The sequence below is a fragment of the Crossiella cryophila genome (genome assembly GCF_014204915.1).
Classification (GTDB): Bacteria; Actinomycetota; Actinomycetes; order Mycobacteriales; family Pseudonocardiaceae; genus Crossiella; species Crossiella cryophila.
In genome coordinates, this window is record NZ_JACHMH010000001.1 from 9,748,689 (window position 1) to 9,767,535 (window position 18,847).

The 18,847-nt window shown below is 71.7% G+C and carries 14 protein-coding genes; 10 read left to right on the top strand and 4 right to left on the bottom strand.

What is annotated here, in order from left to right; genetic code table 11:
• Positions 1-17: 17 nt before the first annotated feature.
• The 6 genes from glgX to HNR67_RS41945 all read left to right on the top strand — a co-directional run bounded on the left by glgX (position 18) and on the right by HNR67_RS41945 (position 6,798).
• A complete protein-coding gene (glgX, locus tag HNR67_RS41920) occupies positions 18-2,156 on the top strand; it encodes a glycogen debranching protein GlgX (protein WP_185009356.1) in 2,139 nt (712 codons plus the stop codon).
• A 259-nt stretch (positions 2,157-2,415) separates the two neighbouring features.
• Positions 2,416-2,958 (top strand): cysteine dioxygenase, encoded by a 543-nt coding sequence (locus HNR67_RS41925; RefSeq protein ID WP_185009358.1) that lies wholly within the window; start codon positions 2,416-2,418, stop codon positions 2,956-2,958.
• Positions 2,955-3,353 carry a rhodanese-like domain-containing protein gene (locus HNR67_RS41930; protein ID WP_185009360.1) on the top strand — a complete coding sequence of 133 codons (399 nt, stop codon included), beginning with the start codon at positions 2,955-2,957 and terminating at the stop codon, positions 3,351-3,353. Before HNR67_RS41925 ends, HNR67_RS41930 begins: the two co-directional genes overlap by 4 nt.
• Before the next feature lie 86 nt (positions 3,354-3,439).
• Positions 3,440-4,801, top strand: coding sequence for an alpha/beta hydrolase (locus HNR67_RS41935; RefSeq protein WP_185009362.1), 1,362 nt, complete (start codon positions 3,440-3,442; stop codon positions 4,799-4,801).
• Positions 4,802-5,106: 305 nt separating this feature from the next.
• The gene (locus tag HNR67_RS41940) at positions 5,107-6,252 is read left to right on the top strand and encodes a hypothetical protein (RefSeq protein WP_185009364.1); all 1,146 of its coding nucleotides are present in this window, start codon (positions 5,107-5,109) and stop codon (positions 6,250-6,252) included.
• Between the two features lie 42 nt (positions 6,253-6,294).
• The gene (locus HNR67_RS41945; protein ID WP_185009366.1) at positions 6,295-6,798 is read left to right on the top strand and encodes a TspO/MBR family protein; all 504 of its coding nucleotides are present in this window, start codon (positions 6,295-6,297) and stop codon (positions 6,796-6,798) included.
• Here the strand turns inward: HNR67_RS41945 and HNR67_RS41950 are convergent.
• The 3 genes from HNR67_RS41950 to glgP all read right to left on the bottom strand — a co-directional run bounded on the left by HNR67_RS41950 (position 6,795) and on the right by glgP (position 9,907).
• Positions 6,795-6,947 carry a hypothetical protein gene (locus HNR67_RS41950; RefSeq protein WP_185009368.1) on the bottom strand — a complete coding sequence of 51 codons (153 nt, stop codon included), beginning with the start codon at positions 6,945-6,947 and terminating at the stop codon, positions 6,795-6,797. The genes HNR67_RS41945 and HNR67_RS41950 overlap by 4 nt on opposite strands.
• A 17-nt stretch (positions 6,948-6,964) precedes the next feature.
• Positions 6,965-7,174, bottom strand: a complete 210-nt coding sequence (locus tag HNR67_RS41955; RefSeq protein ID WP_185009370.1) for a hypothetical protein — start codon at positions 7,172-7,174, stop codon at positions 6,965-6,967.
• Between the two features lie 147 nt (positions 7,175-7,321).
• On the bottom strand, positions 7,322-9,907 hold the full coding sequence (glgP, locus tag HNR67_RS41960) for an alpha-glucan family phosphorylase (RefSeq protein WP_185009372.1): 2,586 nt from the start codon (positions 9,905-9,907) through the stop codon (positions 7,322-7,324).
• A 274-nt stretch (positions 9,908-10,181) separates the two neighbouring features.
• Here glgP and HNR67_RS41965 point away from each other — a divergent pair, with 274 nt between their 5' ends.
• From HNR67_RS41965 to glgB, 4 genes are all read left to right on the top strand, one after another.
• Positions 10,182-12,152: an alpha-1,4-glucan--maltose-1-phosphate maltosyltransferase gene (locus tag HNR67_RS41965; protein ID WP_185009374.1), complete on the top strand. Its 1,971-nt coding sequence runs from the start codon at positions 10,182-10,184 to the stop codon at positions 12,150-12,152.
• 79 nt (positions 12,153-12,231) lie between these two features.
• A complete protein-coding gene (gene treS / locus HNR67_RS41970) occupies positions 12,232-14,028 on the top strand; it encodes a maltose alpha-D-glucosyltransferase (RefSeq protein ID WP_185009376.1) in 1,797 nt (598 codons plus the stop codon).
• Positions 14,025-15,401 carry a maltokinase N-terminal cap-like domain-containing protein gene (locus HNR67_RS41975; RefSeq protein ID WP_185009378.1) on the top strand — a complete coding sequence of 459 codons (1,377 nt, stop codon included), beginning with the start codon at positions 14,025-14,027 and terminating at the stop codon, positions 15,399-15,401. The genes treS and HNR67_RS41975 overlap by 4 nt, the downstream gene beginning before the upstream one ends.
• Positions 15,398-17,581, top strand: coding sequence for a 1,4-alpha-glucan branching protein GlgB (glgB, locus tag HNR67_RS41980; protein WP_185009380.1), 2,184 nt, complete (start codon positions 15,398-15,400; stop codon positions 17,579-17,581). The genes HNR67_RS41975 and glgB overlap by 4 nt, the downstream gene beginning before the upstream one ends.
• A 588-nt stretch (positions 17,582-18,169) precedes the next feature.
• Here the strand turns inward: glgB and HNR67_RS41985 are convergent.
• A complete protein-coding gene (locus HNR67_RS41985) occupies positions 18,170-18,763 on the bottom strand; it encodes a transglutaminase-like domain-containing protein (RefSeq protein ID WP_185009382.1) in 594 nt (197 codons plus the stop codon).
• Between the last annotated feature and the right edge of the window lie 84 nt (positions 18,764-18,847).

Below are 18,847 nucleotides of genomic sequence, written 5' to 3' on the forward strand. Positions count from 1 at the left end.
GAGGCAAGATCAAGGGCATGACTGCCGAGGTCGACACCCAGGTGCTCGCCGGAAGGCCGTTCCCGCTCGGGGCGCATCCCGAACCCGGCGGCGTCCGGTTCGCGGTGGCCTCGGCATCGGCCGAGGCAGTCGAGGTGTGCCTGGTCGAGGACGGGCCGACTGGCCTGGTGGAACGCCGGTACGAGCTGACCCAGCGCACCTTCGGCGTCTGGCACGGCCTGATCCCCGGCGTGACCCCCGGCCAGCGCTACGGCTACCGGGTGCACGGCCCGTACGAGCCCTACCGAGGGGTGCGCTGCAACCCGGCGAAGATCCTGCTCGACCCCTACGCCAGGCGGATCAGCGGCACCGTCACCGATCTGGACGCGACACTGGGCCATCTGGGCGAGGACCCGATGAGCGGCATCCCGTCCGCGGTCGACTCGCTGGGCAGCGTGCCGCTCTCGGTGGTCACCGCGCCCGGCGGGCCGGACACCGGGCCGCGGCCGGAGGTGCCGTGGGAGGAGACGGTCGTCTACGAGCTGCACGTGCGCGGCTTCACCCAGCGGCACCCGGCCGTGCCACCGCACCTGCGCGGCACCTACCTGGGCGTGGCGCACCCGGTGGTCATCGAGCACCTGGTCCGGCTCGGTGTGACCGCGGTGGAGCTGCTGCCGGTGCACTCCTTCGCCGACGAGCCCGCGCTGGCCAGGGCCGGCCGGCACAACTACTGGGGCTACTCCACCCTGGGCTTCCTCGCCCCGCACGCGGGCTACGCCAGCGAACCCGGCCGCGAGGTCGAGGAGTTCCGGGAGATGGTCAGCGCGCTGCACGCGGCAGGCATCGAGGTGCTGCTGGACGTGGTGTTCAACCACACCTGCGAGGGCGGCCTGGACGGCCCGACACTGAGCTTCCGCGGCCTGGACGCGCCCGCCTACTACCTGCACGGACCAGGTGGCGGCGGCTTCGACCTCACCGGCTGCGGCAACACCCTGGACGCGGGCTCGCCCACGGTGGTCCGGCTGGTCACCGACTCGCTGCGGTACTGGGCGGGCGAACTCGGCGTGGACGGGTTCCGGTTCGACCTGGCCAGCGTGCTGGGCAGGCCGGGCGGCGGCGGCTTCGACCCGCACGCCGGGCTGCTCACCGCGATCGCCACCGACCCGCTGCTGTGCCAGCGCAAGCTGATCGCCGAGCCGTGGGACGCCACCGGCGAGGGCTACAAGGTCGGCGATTTCGGCGTGCAGTGGGCGGAGTGGAACGGCCGGTTCCGGGACACCGTGCGGGATTTCTGGCGCACCAGCACCGATGTCCGCGATCTGGCCTACCGGCTCACCGGGTCCTCCGACCTGTATGCCGACGATGGCAGGCGGCCGTGGCAGTCGGTGAACTTCGTGACCGCGCACGACGGCTTCACCCTGCGCGACCTGGTCTCCTACAACGACAAGCACAACGAGGCCAACGGCGAGGACAACCGGGACGGGGCCAACGACAACCGGTCCTGGAACCACGGCGTGGAGGGCGAGACCGCCGACGGCACGGTGCTGGCCCTGCGTGCCCGGCAGGCCCGCAACCTGATGTCCTCGCTGCTGCTGGCCACCGGTGTGCCGATGCTGACCGCCGGCGATGAGCTGTGGCGCACCCAGGGCGGCAACAACAACGCCTACTGCCAGGACAACGAGATCTCCTGGCTGGACTGGACCGGGCCGACCCTGCCTGGCTCGCCCGCCTTCGCGATGCTCTCCTTCACCCGCAGGGTGATCGCGTTGCGCAGGCAGTGCCCCGCGCTGCGGCAGACCGAGTTCTTCGAGGGCAGGGCCACCCCGGAGGACGAGCCGGACCTGGTGTGGCTGCGCCCGGACGGCCAGGAGATGGCCGAGACGGACTGGTTCGACGGCTCCCGGCACTCCCTGGGCATGTGGATCGACGGCGCGGACTGCCGCAGCCACACCCGCTCCGGCGAACTGGTGGAGGACCACTCCTGGCTGCTGGTGCTGCACGCCGACCCGGCGCCGGTGGAGTTCGTGCTGCCCGGCCCGGAGTACGCGCGCTGCTTCGAGCAGGTACTCGACACCGGGTCGCCGGACGGCGCGCCCACGCTGCCCGGACCGCTCGCGCCGGGCACCCCGCTGCCCGTGCCGGGGCGCACATTGATGTTGTTGCGGGCCACCAGATGAGATGGCGCTGACAACAGGGTCAGGTTTCTGGCACGATCGACTCATGATCTGCCCGCCGCTGTGGCGTGACCGCACTGTCGACCTGCTCCGGGTCGCCAGCGGCGCGTGTCCGCTGACGCGGCGCGGCCGCTGAGCCCTCTCTCCGCTCAGCGTCTCTCCCCCTTCTCGCAGGTCCGCACGCGTGCGCGCGTCCCGGGCCTGCGCCGCGCCGCGTCTGGCTCCGCACCCATCGAAGCCACCCGCGACCTGGAGCGAGCACATGACCACTTCCCTGGCCCGGCCGGAGATCCACCCGGCGCTGGACCTGCCCTACCTGCACGATCTGCTGCACCCGCGCCGCCCGCTGTGGACCCCGCAGGAACTGCGCGGCCTGACCACCACGGTGACCAGTGAGCTGACCACGCCGCTGCTGTCCATCCTGGAATTCGGCACCGAGGAACGCTGGTGGGCGCGGCTGGCGCTGACCGAGGGCGTGGAGCTGTGGCTGCTGTCCTGGTCCCAGGGCCAGGGCACCCTGCCGCACGACCACGGCGGCGCGGCAGGCTCGTTCACCGTGCTGCAGGGCGAACTGCGCGAGGACTACCGCTACCCGGGCGGGCCGATCCGCTCGGCCAACCGGGCCACCGGCGCCACCGTCGCCTTCGGCCGGGGCCGCGCGCACCAGGTGCGCAACCTGAACGTGCCCGGCGCGGCCAGCGTGCACGCCTATTCGCCGCCGCTGCTGCCGACCACCGAGTACGCCACGCTGGCCGAGTACGTCGCGGTGCCCGAGCCGCGCACGCCGCTGGAGGAGAGCCGATGACCCAGACCGTCGAGGAGTTGCTGGCCGAGGCCAGGTCCGTGCTGGACCGGGTGGAACCGGCGGCCGCCGAGGAGTTGCGTCAGGCGGGCGCGCTGGTGGTGGACATCCGGCCGCTGGCCAACCGCTCGGCCGAGGGCGAGATCCCGGACGCGGTGCCGGTGGAGCGGATCGTGCTGGAGTGGCGGCTGGACCCGCGGAGCGAGTGGCGCCTGCCGGGCCTCGACGCCGACCGGCCAGTGATCATCGTCTGCAACGAGGGCTACTCCTCCAGCCTGGCCGCCAGGGACGTGCGGCGGCTGGGCCTGCGCCGGGCCACCGACCTGGTCGGCGGGTTCCGGGCGTGGAAGGCGGCCGGTCTGCCGGTGGTGCCGGGCGGCACGCCAGCGGTGCCCTGACCAGCAGCACCCCCGGGTCCGGCTCGGGGATCGGCTCCGGGACGTCCCTGAGCCGGTGCGCGGCGGCGGCCGCCAGGCTCGGTCGCATGCCTCGCCTGTCAGTGCTCGCCCTGTCCCTCACCGGCGTGCTGCTCGCCGCGGCGGCCATGCCCGCCGCGGCGAGCAGCACGCCCGCGCTGTCCTGGTCCCCCTGCGGCGACCAGCAGGTCCAGTGCGCCACCCTGCCGGTCCCCCGCGACTGGTCCGCGCCCCAGGCCGGCCGGCTCGACCTCGCACTGGCCCGCGTCCCGGCCCGCGACCCGGCCACCCGGCGCGGCACCGTGCTGGCCCAGTTCGGCGGCCCCGGCCCCGGCCTGCCCTGGGCCACCGACCCGGCCCGCCGGGCCCGGCTGGCCGAGCTGACCGAGTCCTTCGACGTGGTCGTCTTCGACGTCCGCGGCCTGGGCGCCAGCGCCCCGCTGCGCTGCGATCCGGCCACCGCCACCGACGACCTAGGCATCACCGGGAGCCAGTTCGAGCACACCGCGCACCAGGCCCGCCTGCGTGGCTTCGCCAGGACCTGCGGCGACGACGCCCTGCTGCCGCACCTGGCCGCCACCGACGTGGCCCGCGACGTGGACGCGATCCGGGCGGCCCTTGGCGAGCAGCGGATCCGCTACTTCGGCAACTCCTACGGCACCCTGGTCGGCCAGGCCTACGCCGAACTGTTCCCGCACCGGGTCCAGGCGATGGCGCTGGACAGCGTGCTCGACCACACCGAGCCCTTCGCCGAATCCATGCTCAGCGGGGCGCGGCGGATGGCCGGGCGGCTGGACCGCTTCCGGGACTGGTGCCGGGAGCAGCGCTGCGTGCCGGGTGATCCGCTGCGGCTGTGGGACCGGCTGGTCCGCACCGGCTCGGGGCCTGCCACGCCTGCGGACATCCGGCTCGCGAGCATGCTCTACCTCTTCGGCGAGCGCTTCGACCTGCTCGCCGAAGCGCTGCGCGGCGACGGCTCCGGCTTCCTGCGCCCGGACGTGCTGCGTCCCGGTCACCTGCAGCCCGGCCGCGCCCAGCTGTGCCTGGACCTGCCAACCGATCCCGCCGACTTCACCGGGCTGGCCGAGCTGGTGCGGCGGGCCGAGCGGATCGAACCCCGGCTCTCCGCCGCGTTCGTCTGGTTCCAGGCCCGGCAGTGCGCGGGCTGGCCGGTCCCGGCGAGCAACCCGCCGCACCGCTTCCAGCCCGCCGGCCTGCCGCCGGTGCTGCTGGCCAACGCGACCGAGGATCCGGCCACGCCGTACGACGGCGCGCAGCGGGTGCACCGGATGCTGCCGGGCAGCTCCCTGATCACCGTGGCCGGCCGCAAGCACGGCCTCTACCTCAGCGGCGAGCGCTGTGTGCGGGACCGGGTGCACGCCTACCTGCTCGACGGCACGCTGCCGCCGCCGGAGTTCCGCTGCCCGTGACGCTGTCCAGCCCTTTTCCCCGCGGCCACCGCGAACGCGCCCGATCGGGCGGCAATTGGGTTGCGCCGCGGGGCCGGGGCCGACCGCTGTCGGCCCTGACCAGTTCCGGTCTGGTCCGCACCAGCCCCCGGGCGCTCTCCGCTGCCCGTCCGGCCGCCACAACGGGCAGGTGAGCCCCGGAACCCGCTAGCACGCCCACGCTCACCAGCGGGGATCGCCACTGCCCCATCGGGCACACCTCGTCGCCCTCGGATACGTCCAGACGCCCGACGGAACCGGCGAGTACCGCGTACCGTCTCGAAAGCATGGGCTCCCTGACTCGCCCGATCCGACCCGGACGGATGTTCATCGCCTCCGCGGCCATCGCCGTGGTGGCCCTGGAACGTGCGCTCGATCCGGCGGTGGTCGGCATGCTCGGCGCGGTGATCGGCATGCTGGCCGAACTCATGGCGCTGCAGCTCGGCCTGCTGCTGGGCGCGCTGGCCCTGCGGGTGCGGGTGCATGACGTGGTGCTCGGCCTTGGCGCCCGGGTCTACGAACTGCGGACGCCGCGCCGGACGGTGTCGCTGCGCGTGCTGCCGATCCTGCTCGGCGTCTCGGTCGGACCGGGGGCCGCGCCCGCGCAGTCCCGGATGTGGCTGGCCGGAGCGGTGTCGGCGGTGTGCGGCGCCGGTGCCGCGGCGGCCACCTTCGCCGTCGTGGACGCCCCGTTCGGCCGTGGCCTGGCGGTCGGCGCGCTGGCCGCGGGCGTGTACTGCCTGCTGCCGCGCCGGGACGCGGGCACCACCTCGACCGGGTGGCTGCTGTTCCAGTTACCCAGGTTGCCCAAGCACCGGGTCGCCGAATGGCAGTCCGCGCCACTGGTGAACGAGGCCATCGACGCGGTCAACGGCGGCGACCTGGAGACCGCGGAGGCGCTGACCGCCGAACTCTCCAGGGAACACCCCGGCCGACGCACCACCACCGCCACCCGGATCGCGCTGCTGGAGGCCCGCGGCCGCTACGCCGAGGCGCTGGCGCTGACCATCGGCCTGGTCTCCGACCCCACCCAGGAACCACGGGACCTGGCCTTCGCGCTGGCCTCGCTGGCCGCGCTGACCGCGAACGCGGTCGAGGTCGGCCAGCTGGACGCGGCCACCGGCCTGCCCACCGCGCGGCAGGCGGTCGACGACGCCGAACAGCTCGGCTACCCCGGCTTCAAGCTCACCGGCACCAAGGCCCTGCTGGAACTGCTCGCGGGCAACGCCGACCGGGCCGCCATGCTGGCCCGCTCCGGCGCCCGGCACAGCGGCGCCACCCTCAGCCGCGCCGACGACCTGGCCACCCTGGCCAGGGCCCTGATGGCCACCGGCGACAACCGCGCCGCCCGGCTGGCCCTGGACGAGGCGGAGACGCTGGCCCCGTGGTGGCCGAGGGTCGCCGGCACCAGGGCCCGGCTCAGCGTCACCTGACCCGGCTTGCCGCCACCTGGCGGATGCGGTCTGCTGTCAGACATGCCGCCACGCGCCTCCTGGACCTCCGGACCGCGCAGCGTCGTCGTCCTGGTCGGTTTCCTGCTGGCCAGCTACCTGGTCGCGGCAGTGGCGGGCATCTCGGCCAGAGCGGGCGTCGCGGCCTGGTACAACACCGCGCCCAAACCCTTCTTCACCCCGCCCAACTGGATGTTCCCGCCGATCTGGACCGTGATGTACGGCCTGATCGCACTGGCCGCCTGGCAGCTGTGGCTGCACCGCGACACCCACCCGCTCGAGGTCAGCCGCGGCCTGTGGCAGTGGTGGACCCAGCTGATGTTCAACCTGGCCTGGACCCCGATCTTCTTCGCCATCAAATGGCTCTGGCCCGCCCTGATCCTGATCGTGGTGCTGGACGTGATGGTCTGGGTGACCCTGTGCAGCGCGGCGAAGGTGAGCAGGGCGGCCACCTGGCTGCTGGTGCCGTACTTCGGGTGGCTGCTGTACGCGACCGCGCTGAACCTGGGGGTCGCGCTGCTGAACTAGCAGGTGGCGAGCAGGGTGGGCACGGTCGGCTTGTGCGGCCGGGCCGCGGTCAGCCGCCGGTTCCGGTGCGTGATCAGCTCGATCCGGGTGTCGGCAGGCAGCCCGAGGTCGTCGAGCAGCAGCTTGGCCAGCACCTGCACGGCTTCCACCGGGGGCTGGCCCCGGCTCAGTGCACGAGGTAGAGCGCGAACAGGTAGCAGCTCCGCCCGCGTTCGTCCCGGGCGTGGAAGATCCCGAAGGCGACCGGGCGTTCGGCCAGTGGCTCGGGGAAGGCGCCGGAGCGGCGGTCCTGTTCGATCCGGCGCAGTTCGATCCGGTGCGCGGTCACCGGCGTGGACCGAATGCCGTCGGCCGCGTCCGGATCGGGCAGCAGCACCTGAGCCCGCGGCGCGTATTCCAGCGTGATCTCCCGGCACCGGCCGCAGTCCGGCCGCGATGTGGTGGCGCCCCGGCTCGGCCCGTTCGGCCGGCAGGAGCGCCACCTCCGCGATGAGGTCGTGCCCGGGGTGGTGCGGCGGCACGCTCAGCCCGCCAGCACCACGCGACCCAGTTCGGCCGCCGAGGCCAGCAGCGGGTGCCGGGGCAGCACGCGCACCGTGTACCCGGCCGAGCCCGCGTACGGCAGCTCGATCTCGGCGAAGTAGCGCCCGTCGCCGTCGTAGCGCATCGGCACGGTGACCACGTCGCGCAGCTCGTCCGCGTCGTCCACCCGGCCGACCACGGCCTGCACCTCGACCTCGGCCGGTTCCAGGCCGGCCAGTTCGACCCTGGCGGTGACCGGCACCGTGGCGCCGAGCACCGGGGTGGCGGAGCTGCCGTTGGTGGCGAACTCGGTGTCGAGCACCTTGACCCTGCTCCACGCGGCCTGCATCCGGTGCCGGTAGCCGGTCAGCTCCTTGGCCCCGGCGAAACCGTTGTCCCGCACCGCGTGCGCGGATCGGCCGGCCGGCGCGTAGTAGGTCTCGACGTACTCCTTGACCATCCGGGAGGCCTGCACGTTCGGGCCGAGGGAGGCCAGGGTGTGCCGGACCATGGCCATCCACTGGGCGGGCACGCCGTCCTCGCCGCGGTCGTAGAACAGCGGGGCGACCTGGTTGCCGAGCAGCTCGTAGAGCGCGGTGGCCTCCAGGTCGTCGCGGCGGTTGGGGTCGCTGACGCCGTCGGCGGTGGGGATGGCCCAGCCGTTGCTGCCGTCGTGGAACTCGTCCCACCAACCGTCCCGGATGGACAGGTTGAGGCCGCCGTTGAGCGCGGACTTCATGCCGGAGGTGCCGCAGGCCTCCAGCGGGCGCAGCGGGTTGTTCAGCCACACGTCGCAGCCCCAGTACAGGTACCGGGCCATGGACATGTCGTAGTCGGGCAGGAACACGATCCGGTGGCGCACGCCCGCGTCGTCGGCGAAGCGCACGATCTGCTGGATCAGCGCCTTGCCACCGTCGTCGGCCGGGTGCGACTTGCCCGCGACCACCAGCTGCACCGGGCGTTCGGGGTGCAGCAGCAGTTCGCGCAGCCGGTCGGCGTCGCGCAGCATCAGGGTGAGCCGCTTGTAGGTGGGCACCCGGCGGGCGAAGCCGACGGTGAGCACCTCGGGGTCGAAGACCGAGCTGGTCCAGCCCAGTTCCAGCGCGGAGGCGCCGCGCTGCAGCCAGGACACCTTGACCCGGCGGCGGATCTCCTCGACCAGCCGGGTGCGCAGCGTGCTGCGCAGTTCCCACAGCCCCGCGTCGGTGACCGGCTCGAACCCGCGCAGGCCGACCCCACTGTCCACTTCGGACTCACCGAGCAGCTTGCTGATCTCGGTGGCGGCCCAGGTCGGGCCGTGCACGCCGTTGGTCACCGAGCCGATCGGGACCTCGCTGACGTCGAAGCCGGGCCACAGCCCGGAGAACATCTCCCGGCTGACCTTGCCGTGCAGCTGGGACACGCCGTTGGCGCGCTGGCCGAGGCGCAGGCCCATGTGCGCCATGTTGAACATGCCGGGGTTCTGCTCGGCGCCCAGGGCGAGCACCCGCTCGGACGGGATGCCGGGCAGCAGGCCGCCGGACTCGTTGCCGGGCGCGCCGAAGTAGTGCTGCACCAGGTCGACCGGGAAGCGGTCGATGCCTGCCGGGACCGGGGTGTGGGTGGTGAACACGGTGCCCGCGCGCACGGTGGACAGCGCCTGGTCGAAGTCCAGCGCCTCGGTGGTGACCAGTTCGCGGATGCGTTCCAGGCCGAGGAAACCGGCGTGGCCCTCGTTGGTGTGGAAGACCTCGGGCTGCGGGTGCCCGGTCAGCTCGCAGTAGACCCGGACCGCGCGCACGCCGCCGATGCCGGCCAGGATCTCCTGCCGGATGCGGTGGTTCTGGTCGCCGCCGTAGAGCCGGTCGGTGACCCCGCGCAGGTCGTCGTCGTTGTCCTCGACGTCGGAGTCGAGCAGCAGCAGCGACACCCGGCCGACCTGGGCCTTCCAGATCCGCGCGCGCAGCACCCGGCCGGCGGGCATGGCCACGTGCACCAGGATCGGCGCGCCGGAGGGCTCGGTCAGCGGCTCCAGCGGCAGGCCGCGCGGGTCCAGCACCGGGTAGTGCTCGACCTGCCAGCCGTCCAGGGACAGCGACTGCCGGAAGTAGCCGGAGCGGTAGAGCAGGCCGACGCCGATCAGCGGCACACCAAGGTCGGAGGCTGCCTTGAGGTGGTCGCCGGCCAGCACGCCGAGGCCGCCGGAGTAGTTGGGCAGTGCCTCGGTGACGCCGAACTCCATCGAGAAGTAGGCGATCGAGGCGGGCAGGGTCTGTTCGCCGACGCCCTGGGCGCCCTCGATCTCCTCCTGCCGCCGCTGGTACCAGCGCGGCTGGCCGAGGTAGCGCTGCAGGTCGTCGTCGATGGCCCTGGTCCGGGTGAGGAAGCTCTCGTCGGTGGCCAGCTTCTGCAGCCGTTCCACCGGGACCTGGGCGAGCAGCCGGATCGGGTCGCCGCCGGTGTCCTGCCAGATGGCCGGGTCGACCGTGGCGAACAGGTCCTGGGTGGGCGGATGCCAGGCCCAGCGGAGGTTGGTCGCCAGTCGCCCCAGCGCGGCGATCGGCTCGGGCAGGCTGGCGCGGACGGTGAAGCGACGCAAAGCTCTCACGGACGCGGACCATATCCCGCGCCCCCGCACCGGTGGCAACATTCCCAGCGCAGCCTGCAAACAATTGCACGATCCACAGGCCGGAATCTGTGCACAAGGCGCCCTGGTCGGGACTGGACCGCTCGGGGGAACCCGCCCATCATGAGTGTGCGCCAGCGCACAGCGGGCTAACCGATAAGTGTGATCCAGCCGCCTGGCCCGGTGACGGCGAGCTGGATCGAGTCAGGCATGCTTGCAACTACCCGAATCCTGAGCGTGACGAAGGGCGGCGCCGGTGACTGGTCGGCTCGGTATCGACGAGGTCTCCCCCCTCATCGACTGCGGACGTTTCCCCGCCAAAACCGTTGCCGGCGAACATGTTCCGGTGTTTGCCACGGTCTGGCGGGAGGGCCACGACGCGATCGCGGCCACCGTGACCTGGAAGGGCCCCGGCGACCGGGTGTCCCGGCAGACCCGGATGGTCCCGGACGGCGTCGGCCTGGACCGCTGGGCGGCGGTGATCACCCCCGATCGGGAGGGCCTGTGGACCTTCCGGATCGACGCCTGGAGTGACCCGTGGGCCACCTGGCGGCACGCGGTGGAGGTCAAGGTCGGCGCCGGTCAGGGCGCGGCCGAGCTGGACAACGACCTGGAGATCGGCGCCCGGCTGCTCGAACGGGTGGCCCGCCGACCCGACCGGCGCAACGAGCGGGCGCAGCTGATGTCGGCCGCGCTCGGCCTGCGCGATGCCGCCCGCCAGCTGCCGGAACGGATCGCGCTGGCGCTGTCCGAACCGGTGCGGCGGATCATGCACGACCACCCGGTGCGCGAGCTGCTGACCAAGGGCAAGTGGCAGCAGCTGTGGGCGGACCGCCAGCGCGCCAGGTACAGCTCCTGGTACGAGCTGTTCCCGCGCTCCACCGGCGGCTGGGACGCCGAGGGCAAGCCGGTGCACGGCACCTTCGGCACGGCCACCGCGGCGCTGGACCGGATCGCGGGCATGGGCTTCGACGTGGTCTACCTGCCGCCAATTCACCCGATCGGGCGGATCAACCGCAAGGGCCCGAACAACAGCCTGGTGGCGGTGGCGGGGGACCCCGGTTCGCCGTGGGCGATCGGCGCCGAGGAGGGCGGGCACGACGCGATCCACCCCGAGCTGGGCACGCTGGAGGAGTTCAAGGGCTTCGTGCACCGGGCCGGTGAGCTGGGCATGGAGATCGCCCTGGACCTGGCCCTGCAGTGCGCGCCGGACCACCCCTGGGCCGCCGAGCACCCGGAGTGGTTCACCGTGCGGCCGGACGGCACCATCGCCTACGCGGAGAACCCGCCGAAGAAGTACCAGGACATCTACCCGGTCAACTTCGACGACGACCCGCAGGGCATCTACGCCGAGGTGCTCAGGGTGGTGCTGCACTGGGCCGAGCACGGGGTGCGGATCTTCCGGGTGGACAACCCGCACACCAAGCCGCCGGACTTCTGGCACTGGCTGATCTGGCAGGTCAAGCAGTCCCACCCGGACGTGCTCTTCCTGTCCGAGGCGTTCACCCGCCCGGCCCGGATGTACGGGCTGGCCCGGCGCGGCTTCACCCAGTACTACACCTACTTCACCTGGCGCACCGCCAAGCAGGAGCTGATCGAGTTCGGCACGGGCCTGGTCGAGCACTGCCTGGACGCCACGCCCAACCTGTTCGTCAACACCCCGGACATCCTGCACGAGTCGCTGCAGCACGGCGGTCCGGCGATGTTCGCCATCCGGGCCGCGCTGGCCGCCACGCTCTCGCCGAGCTGGGGCGTGTACTCCGGGTACGAGCTGTACGAGGGCACCGCGGTGCGGCCGGGCAGCGAGGAGTACCTGGACTCGGAGAAGTACGAGCTGCGGCCGAGGGACTTCGCCGCCGCGCTGGCCGAGGGCCGCTCGCTGGAGCCCTGGCTGCGCAGGCTGAACGGGATCCGGCGGGCGCACCCCGCGCTGCACCAGCTGCGCACGCTGCACTTCCACCATGTGGACAACGACGCGCTGATCGCCTACTCCAAGCAGGATCCGGCCACCGGGGACACCGTCGTGGTGGTGGTCAACCTGGACCCGAACAACGGCCAGCAGGGCACGTTGTGGTTGGACCTGCCCGCATTGGGTATGGACTGGGGAGAGCGTTTCGTTGCCCGCGACGAGGTCACCGGAGACATCTGGGACTGGGGTCAGGGCAACTTCGTCCGGCTGGAACCGCACCACTCGGTCGCCCACGTCGTGACCATCCAACGCTACTGAACCGAAACCTGTTGATCACGAAGTTGACGAAGGCTGGTCGTCATTGCCCAAGCCCCGAGTGTCCCGTGTGGAGGCATCCATGACTGCTGTGCCCGGCCAAGCGGGTGTGCCGCACACCGGCGAGGCGCTGACCGCGGACGGTCATCTGGTCGAGCCCAAGGCGGAGGACTTCCGGCATGCCCGGCTGGCCCCGCGTGAGCCCGGCTGGTTCCAGCGCGCGGTGTTCTACGAGGCGCTGGTCCGGGCCTTCTCCGACTCCAACGGGGACGGCTCCGGGGACCTGCGGGGCCTGGCCGGACGACTGGACTACCTGCGCTGGCTCGGGGTGGACTGCCTGTGGCTGCCGCCCTTCTACGCCTCACCACTGCGCGACGGCGGCTACGACATCAGCGACTTCCGCTCGGTGCTGCCGGAGTTCGGCAACGTCGACGACTTCGTCTACCTGCTCGACGAGGCGCACCGGCGCGGTATCCGGGTGATCACCGACCTGGTGCTCAACCACACCTCGGACGCGCACTCCTGGTTCCAGCAGTCCCGCAGCGACCCCGAGGGGCCCTACGGCGACTTCTACGTGTGGAGCGACGACGACTCGCGCTACGCCGACGCGCGGATCATCTTCGTCGACACCGAGAGTTCCAACTGGACCTACGACCCGGTGCGCGGGCAGTTCTACTGGCACCGGTTCTTCTCCCACCAGCCGGATCTCAACTACGAGAACCCCGCGGTGCAGGAGGCCATGCTGGACGTGCTGCGGTTCTGGCTGGACCTGGGCATCGACGGTTTCCGGCTGGACGCGGTGCCCTACCTGTTCGAGGAGGAGGGCACCAACTGCGAGAACCTGCCCAAGACGCACGCCTTCCTGCAGCGCTGCCGCAAGGTCGTCGACGACGAGTACCCGGGCCGGGTGCTGCTGGCCGAGGCCAACCAGTGGCCTGCTGACGTGGTCCCCTACTTCGGCGCCACCGAGATGGGCGGCGACGAGTGCCACATGGCCTTCCACTTCCCGCTGATGCCGCGGATCTTCATGGCGGTGCGCAGGGAAAGCCGTTTCCCGATCTCGGAGATCCTCGCCCAGACCCCGGCCATCCCCTCGGGCTGCCAGTGGGGCATCTTCCTGCGTAACCACGACGAGCTGACCCTGGAGATGGTCACCGACGAGGAACGCGACTACATGTACTCGGAGTACGCCAAGGATCCGCGGATGAAGGCCAACATCGGCATCCGCAGACGCCTGGCCCCGCTGCTGGAGAACGACCGCAACCAGCAGGAACTCTTCACCGCGCTGCTGCTGTCGCTGCCCGGTTCGCCGGTGCTCTACTACGGCGACGAGATCGGCATGGGCGACAACATCTGGCTCGGCGACCGCGACGGCGTGCGCACGCCGATGCAGTGGACGCCGGACCGCAACGCCGGGTTCTCCAAGTGCGACCCGAACCGGGTCAACCTGCCGGTGATCAACGACCCGGTGTACGGCTACCAGGCGGTCAACGTCGAGGCGCAGCTCAACAACACCTCCTCGCTGCTGCACTGGACCCGGCGGATGATCGAGGTCCGCAAGGAGCACCCGGCCTTCGGGCTGGGCACCTTCACCGAACTGGGCTCGTCCAACCCGAGCGTGCTGGCCTACCTGCGGCGCTGGAGTCCGGAGGAGGAGGGGGACCCGGAGGACGTGGTCTTCTGCGTGAACAACCTCTCCCGGTTCCCGCAGCCGGTGGAGCTGGACCTGTCCGCGTTCGCGGGCTACACCCCGATCGAGCTGACCGGCGGTGTGCACTTCCCGGCGATCGGTGAGCTGCCGTACCTGCTCACCCTGCCGGGGCACGGTTTCTACTGGTTCCAGATCGCCGCCACGGCAGAAAGTGGTGACGCCCGTTGACCTCAGTCCGGCTCGACCTCACCGACCTCCCGGAAGCCCTGACCGGCGCGCTGCCCGACTGGCTACCGGGGCAGCGGTGGTTCGCCGGCAAGGACCGGCCGGTGCTCGGGGTGCGCACCCGGCGGCTGACCGTGTTGCGGGCGGCGGATCCCGCGCTGGTGCTGGCCGTGGTCGAGGTGGACCAGGGCGGCGAGCCGGAGCGGTACCAGCTGCTGCTGGGCGCCCGCCCGGAGCTGCCGGACTGGCTGGAGACGCACCGGATCTGCGACTCGAGCGGCTGGGGCTGTTACGACGCCGCGCACGATCCGGAGCTGGCCGGTGAGCTGCTCGGGCTGATCGCGGCCGACCGGGAGGTCGAGGACCTGCGGTTCACGCCGGAGCCCGGCGTGGAGCTGAGCACCGGGCTGCGCGGGCGGCCGGTGGGGGTGGAGCAGAGCAACACCTCGCTGGTCTACGGCAGTCAGTACATCCTCAAGTTGTTCCGCAAGCTGGTGCCGGGGGAGAACCGGGACCTGACGCTGCACCGGGTGCTGGCCGCGGCCGGCTGCGCGCACATCGCGCCGCCGCTGGGCTCGATCAGCGCGCCGGACGGCACGCTGGGCATGCTGCAGTCCTTTGTGGAGGGTGCGGCGGACGGCTGGGCGATGGCCACCGCGAGCGTGCGGGACCTGATGGCCGAGGCGGACTTACACGCCGACGAGGTCGGCGGCGACTTCGCCGGCGAGGCGCGGCGGCTGGGTCACGCGGTGGCCGAGGTGCACGCTGACCTGCGGCGGGCGGCCGAGACCAGGCTGGCCACGCCGGGGGAACTCACCGCGCTGGTCGCGGCCATGCACCGCAGACTGGACGGCATGCTGGAGTCGGTGCCGGAGCTGGCCGAGCACGCCGAGGCGTTGCGCAAGGCCTTCGACGCGGCGGTGGCCGCCGGCGAGCCGATCGAGGTGCAGCATGTGCACGCGGACCTGCACCTTGGCCAGTGCCTGCGCACGCCCACCGGCTGGGTGCTGATCGACTTCGAGGGCGAGCCCGCCGCGCCCGCGGCCGAGCGCGCCCGGCTGCGCTCGCCACTGCGGGATGTCGCGGGCATGCTGCGCTCCTTCGACTACGCCGCGCACCAGCGCCTGGTCGGGCACAGCGACGACCACCAGCTGACCGTGCGGGCGCTGGAGTGGGCGCAGCGCAACCGGACCGCGTTCTGCGCGGGCTACGCCGAGGTGGCGGGCGATCCGCGGGAGCACGCCGAGCTGTTGCGCGCGCTGGAGTTGGACAAGGCCGTCTACGAGGTGGCCTACGAGCACGCGAACCGGCCGGAGTGGCTGCCCATCCCGCTGTCCTCCATCGCCAGGATCACCTCCGGAGAGGAACCGTCGTGACCAGCCTGGACGCCTGCGCCCCGCACCCGGACGAGGTGCGGCGGCTGCTGACCGGCTCGCACCACGATCCACACTCGGTGCTGGGCGCGCATCCGCACGCCGAGGGCACGGTGGTGCGCGCGCTCAAACCGCAGGCCAGCGCCGTGACCGTGTTGCAGGACGGCGGTCGGTACCCGCTGCTCCCGGTCGGCGACATCGGCCTGTTCTCCGGCGCGGTCCCGCACCAGCCCGGCGACTACCGGCTGGAGGTGGTCTACGGCGACCACACCGAGACGGTGGACGACGCGTACCGCTGGCTGCCCACCCTGGGCGAGCTGGACCTGCACCTCATCGGCGAGGGCAGGCACGAACGGCTGTGGGACGCCCTCGGCGCGCACTACCGCAGTTATGAGACGCCGAACGGCCTGGTCACCGGCACCTCGTTCGCGGTGTGGGCGCCGAACGCGCGCGGTGTGCGGGTGTGCGGGGACTTCGACGGCTGGAGCGGCCTGGCCACGCCCATGCGCTCGCTGGGATCCAGTGGCGTGTGGGAGGTCTTCGTGCCCGGCGTGCAGCCCGGCACCAAGTACAAGTTCAAGCTGCTCGGCCAGGACAACTCCTGGTACGAGAAGGCGGACCCGCTGGCCTTCGCCGCCGAGGTGCCGCCGGCCACCGCGTCGATCGTGACGGTGGACCGGCACGAGTGGGTGGACGCGGAGTGGCTGGCCACCCGCGAGGCCACCGACTGGAGCCGCAGCCCGGTCAGCGTGTACGAGGTCCACCTGGGTTCCTGGAAACCGGGCCTGGACTATCGGGAACTGGCCAAGGAACTCGGCGACTACCTGGAGCAGACCGGCTTCACCCACATCGAGCTGATGCCGGTGGCAGAGCACCCCTTCGGCGGTTCCTGGGGCTACCAGGTCACCAGTTATTACGCCCCCACCTCCCGCTTCGGCAGCCCCGACGATTTCCGCTACTTCGTCGACCACCTGCACTCCCGCGGCATCGGCGTCATCGTCGACTGGGTCCCGGCCCACTTCCCCAAGGACTCCTGGGCGCTGGCCCAGTTCGACGGCCAGCCGCTGTACGAACACGCCGACCCCCGCCGCGGCGAACACCCCGACTGGGGCACCCTGGTCTTCGACTTCGGCCGCACCGAGGTCCGCAACTTCCTGGTCGCCAACGCGCTGTACTGGATCGACGAGTTCCACATCGACGGCCTGCGCGTGGACGCGGTCGCCTCGATGCTCTACCTGGACTACTCCCGCGAGGAAGGCCAGTGGCTGCCGAACGCCCACGGCGGCCGGGAGAACCTGGACGCCGTGCAGTTCCTCCAGGAACTCAACGCCACCGTCTACAAGCGACACCCCGGCGTGATGATGATCGCCGAGGAGTCCACCTCCTGGCCAGGCGTCACCCGCCCCACCCACTTGGGCGGCCTCGGCTTCGGCTTCAAGTGGAACATGGGCTGGATGCACGACACCCTGCGCTACCTCCAGCACGACCCGGTGCACAGGTCGTACCACCACAACGAACTCACGTTCTCCCTGGTCTACGCCTGGAGCGAGAACTTCGTCCTGCCGCTGTCCCACGACGAGGTCGTGCACGGCAAGGGCTCCCTCTGGACCAGAATGCCCGGCGACCACTGGAATAAGGCAGCGGGCCTACGCACCCTGCTCGCCTTCATGTGGGCCCACCCAGGGAAACAGCTCCTCTTCATGGGCGGCGAATTCGGCCAGATCGCCGAATGGTCAGAATCCCGCTCCCTGGACTGGCACCTCCTGGAAGACCCCCACCACGCAGGCATCCAGAAACTGGTCGCGGACCTGAACCACACCTACCGCGCCCACCCACCCCTGCACACCCAGGACACCACCCCCGAAGGCTTCTCCTGGATCGACGCCAACGACTCGGCCGGCAACGTCCTCAGCTTCCTCCGCTACGACACCCACACCGCCGCCCCAGTCGCCTGCATCGCCAACTTCGCCGGCATGCCCCACCACGACTACCGAATCGGCCTCCCCCACCCCGGCCACTGGCGAGAAATCCTCAACACAGACGCCCAAACCTACGGCGGCTCCGGCGTAGGAAACCTAGGCCGAATCCAAGCCACCCCCCACCCCCACCACGGCCGCCCAGCCTCAGCCCAACTCCAACTCCCCCCCAACGGCGTGGTCTGGCTCGCCTACGAAGGCCCCTGACCAACCAGCCCCAACAGGGCCCGCCCCAACCTTGGTCCAGCCGGCTCGGGTTGGCCCGGCTTGGTCTGACCCGGCCCAACCCGGCCAGGCCCACCCCACCCCGGCTCGCCCCACCCCGCCCCATCCCGGCTCGGCCCGGGCCATCCCGGCCCATCCCGGCCCTGCCCGGCCCTGCCCGGCCCTGCCCGGCTCGGGTCGGCCCTGCCCGGCTCGGGTCGGCCCTGCCCGGCTCGGCTTAGCCCGGCTCGGTCTTCGGCGGGCCAGGGCTTGGCCATCATCTGGCCCCGCCCTCGCCTGCCCTGTCGCGTCACCTGCCCCCGATCTCGCTCTCGCCTAACCCGCGGCATCACCTGGCTCTGCCCCGCCCAGCACGGCCCCGCCTCGCAGTGTCTGGTCCCGCCCCGCTCCACCAGGCCCGCTCCACCTGGCATGGCCGGGCTCGGCCTCGTCTGGCCCGGCTGCCGCTTGCCCCCCTACTCGCCCTGCCTACCTATGCCCGGCCTGCCTCGCCTGCCCGCCGACCCGCTCGCACCCCCGCCCCTGCCCTCCGCTGCTCCCCCTTCTCAGCCGCGCGCCCCTTCCCCGAACTCACAGTTCCCCGGGCAGCCCACCCGCGCACAGCACCACACAGTCCGAACTCCTCTTCAACACATCAACCACCGCGGGATGCCCCGACGCATACACCGTCGGATAGTCCACCTCCCCCACCGCGGCATCCACGGCGAAGGCAATCCGCTCCTCCCCCAAGGAGTACTCGGTCAACACCCCCGGCTTGTCCCCCCGAGGATCAACCCGAGCCCAACGCCCCTCCTCCGCCACCCAAACCCCCACCAGCCCATGCAGCACAAACCCACCGCCCCCGTCAGCCAGCCGCTGGTAGCAAAGCCCGGCCGGAATCCCCTTGGCCCGCAACAAGCCCACCAACAGATGCGACTTGGCATAACAAAGCCCAGTCCCCTGCGACACCACATCCGAAGCCCGCCAGGTAACCCGCCGATCCCCGGCATCCATCGAATGCGTCACCGCATCCCGAACCCACTCGAACGCAGCCCGCGCATACCCCTCCCCATGCCGTGCCCACAGCTCCCGCACCACGGCACCCACCACCGGATTCCGAAAGTCGACGACCTCGTCGTCCCCCAGGTAATCCGCCAGCTCCGCCTCAGCCACGAACCCAGTCACCGCCACCCCTCCCACACCCAGCGGCCCGGTCAATAGCCGCGAACCGCATCACACCAGCCGCATTCCCAGCCAGCCAGCGAAATA

Excerpts from the sequence above, each read along its gene's own strand:
- glgX (WP_185009356.1), top strand. The coding sequence starts at position 18 with ATGACTGCCGAGGTCGACACCCAGGTGCTCGCCGGAAGGCCGTTCCCG.
- HNR67_RS41925 (WP_185009358.1), top strand. The coding sequence starts at position 2,416 with ATGACCACTTCCCTGGCCCGGCCGGAGATCCACCCGGCGCTGGACCTG.
- HNR67_RS41930 (WP_185009360.1), top strand. The coding sequence starts at position 2,955 with ATGACCCAGACCGTCGAGGAGTTGCTGGCCGAGGCCAGGTCCGTGCTG.
- HNR67_RS41935 (WP_185009362.1), top strand. The coding sequence starts at position 3,440 with ATGCCTCGCCTGTCAGTGCTCGCCCTGTCCCTCACCGGCGTGCTGCTC.
- HNR67_RS41940 (WP_185009364.1), top strand. The coding sequence starts at position 5,107 with ATGGGCTCCCTGACTCGCCCGATCCGACCCGGACGGATGTTCATCGCC.
- HNR67_RS41945 (WP_185009366.1), top strand. The coding sequence starts at position 6,295 with ATGCCGCCACGCGCCTCCTGGACCTCCGGACCGCGCAGCGTCGTCGTC.
- treS (WP_185009376.1), top strand. The coding sequence starts at position 12,232 with ATGACTGCTGTGCCCGGCCAAGCGGGTGTGCCGCACACCGGCGAGGCG.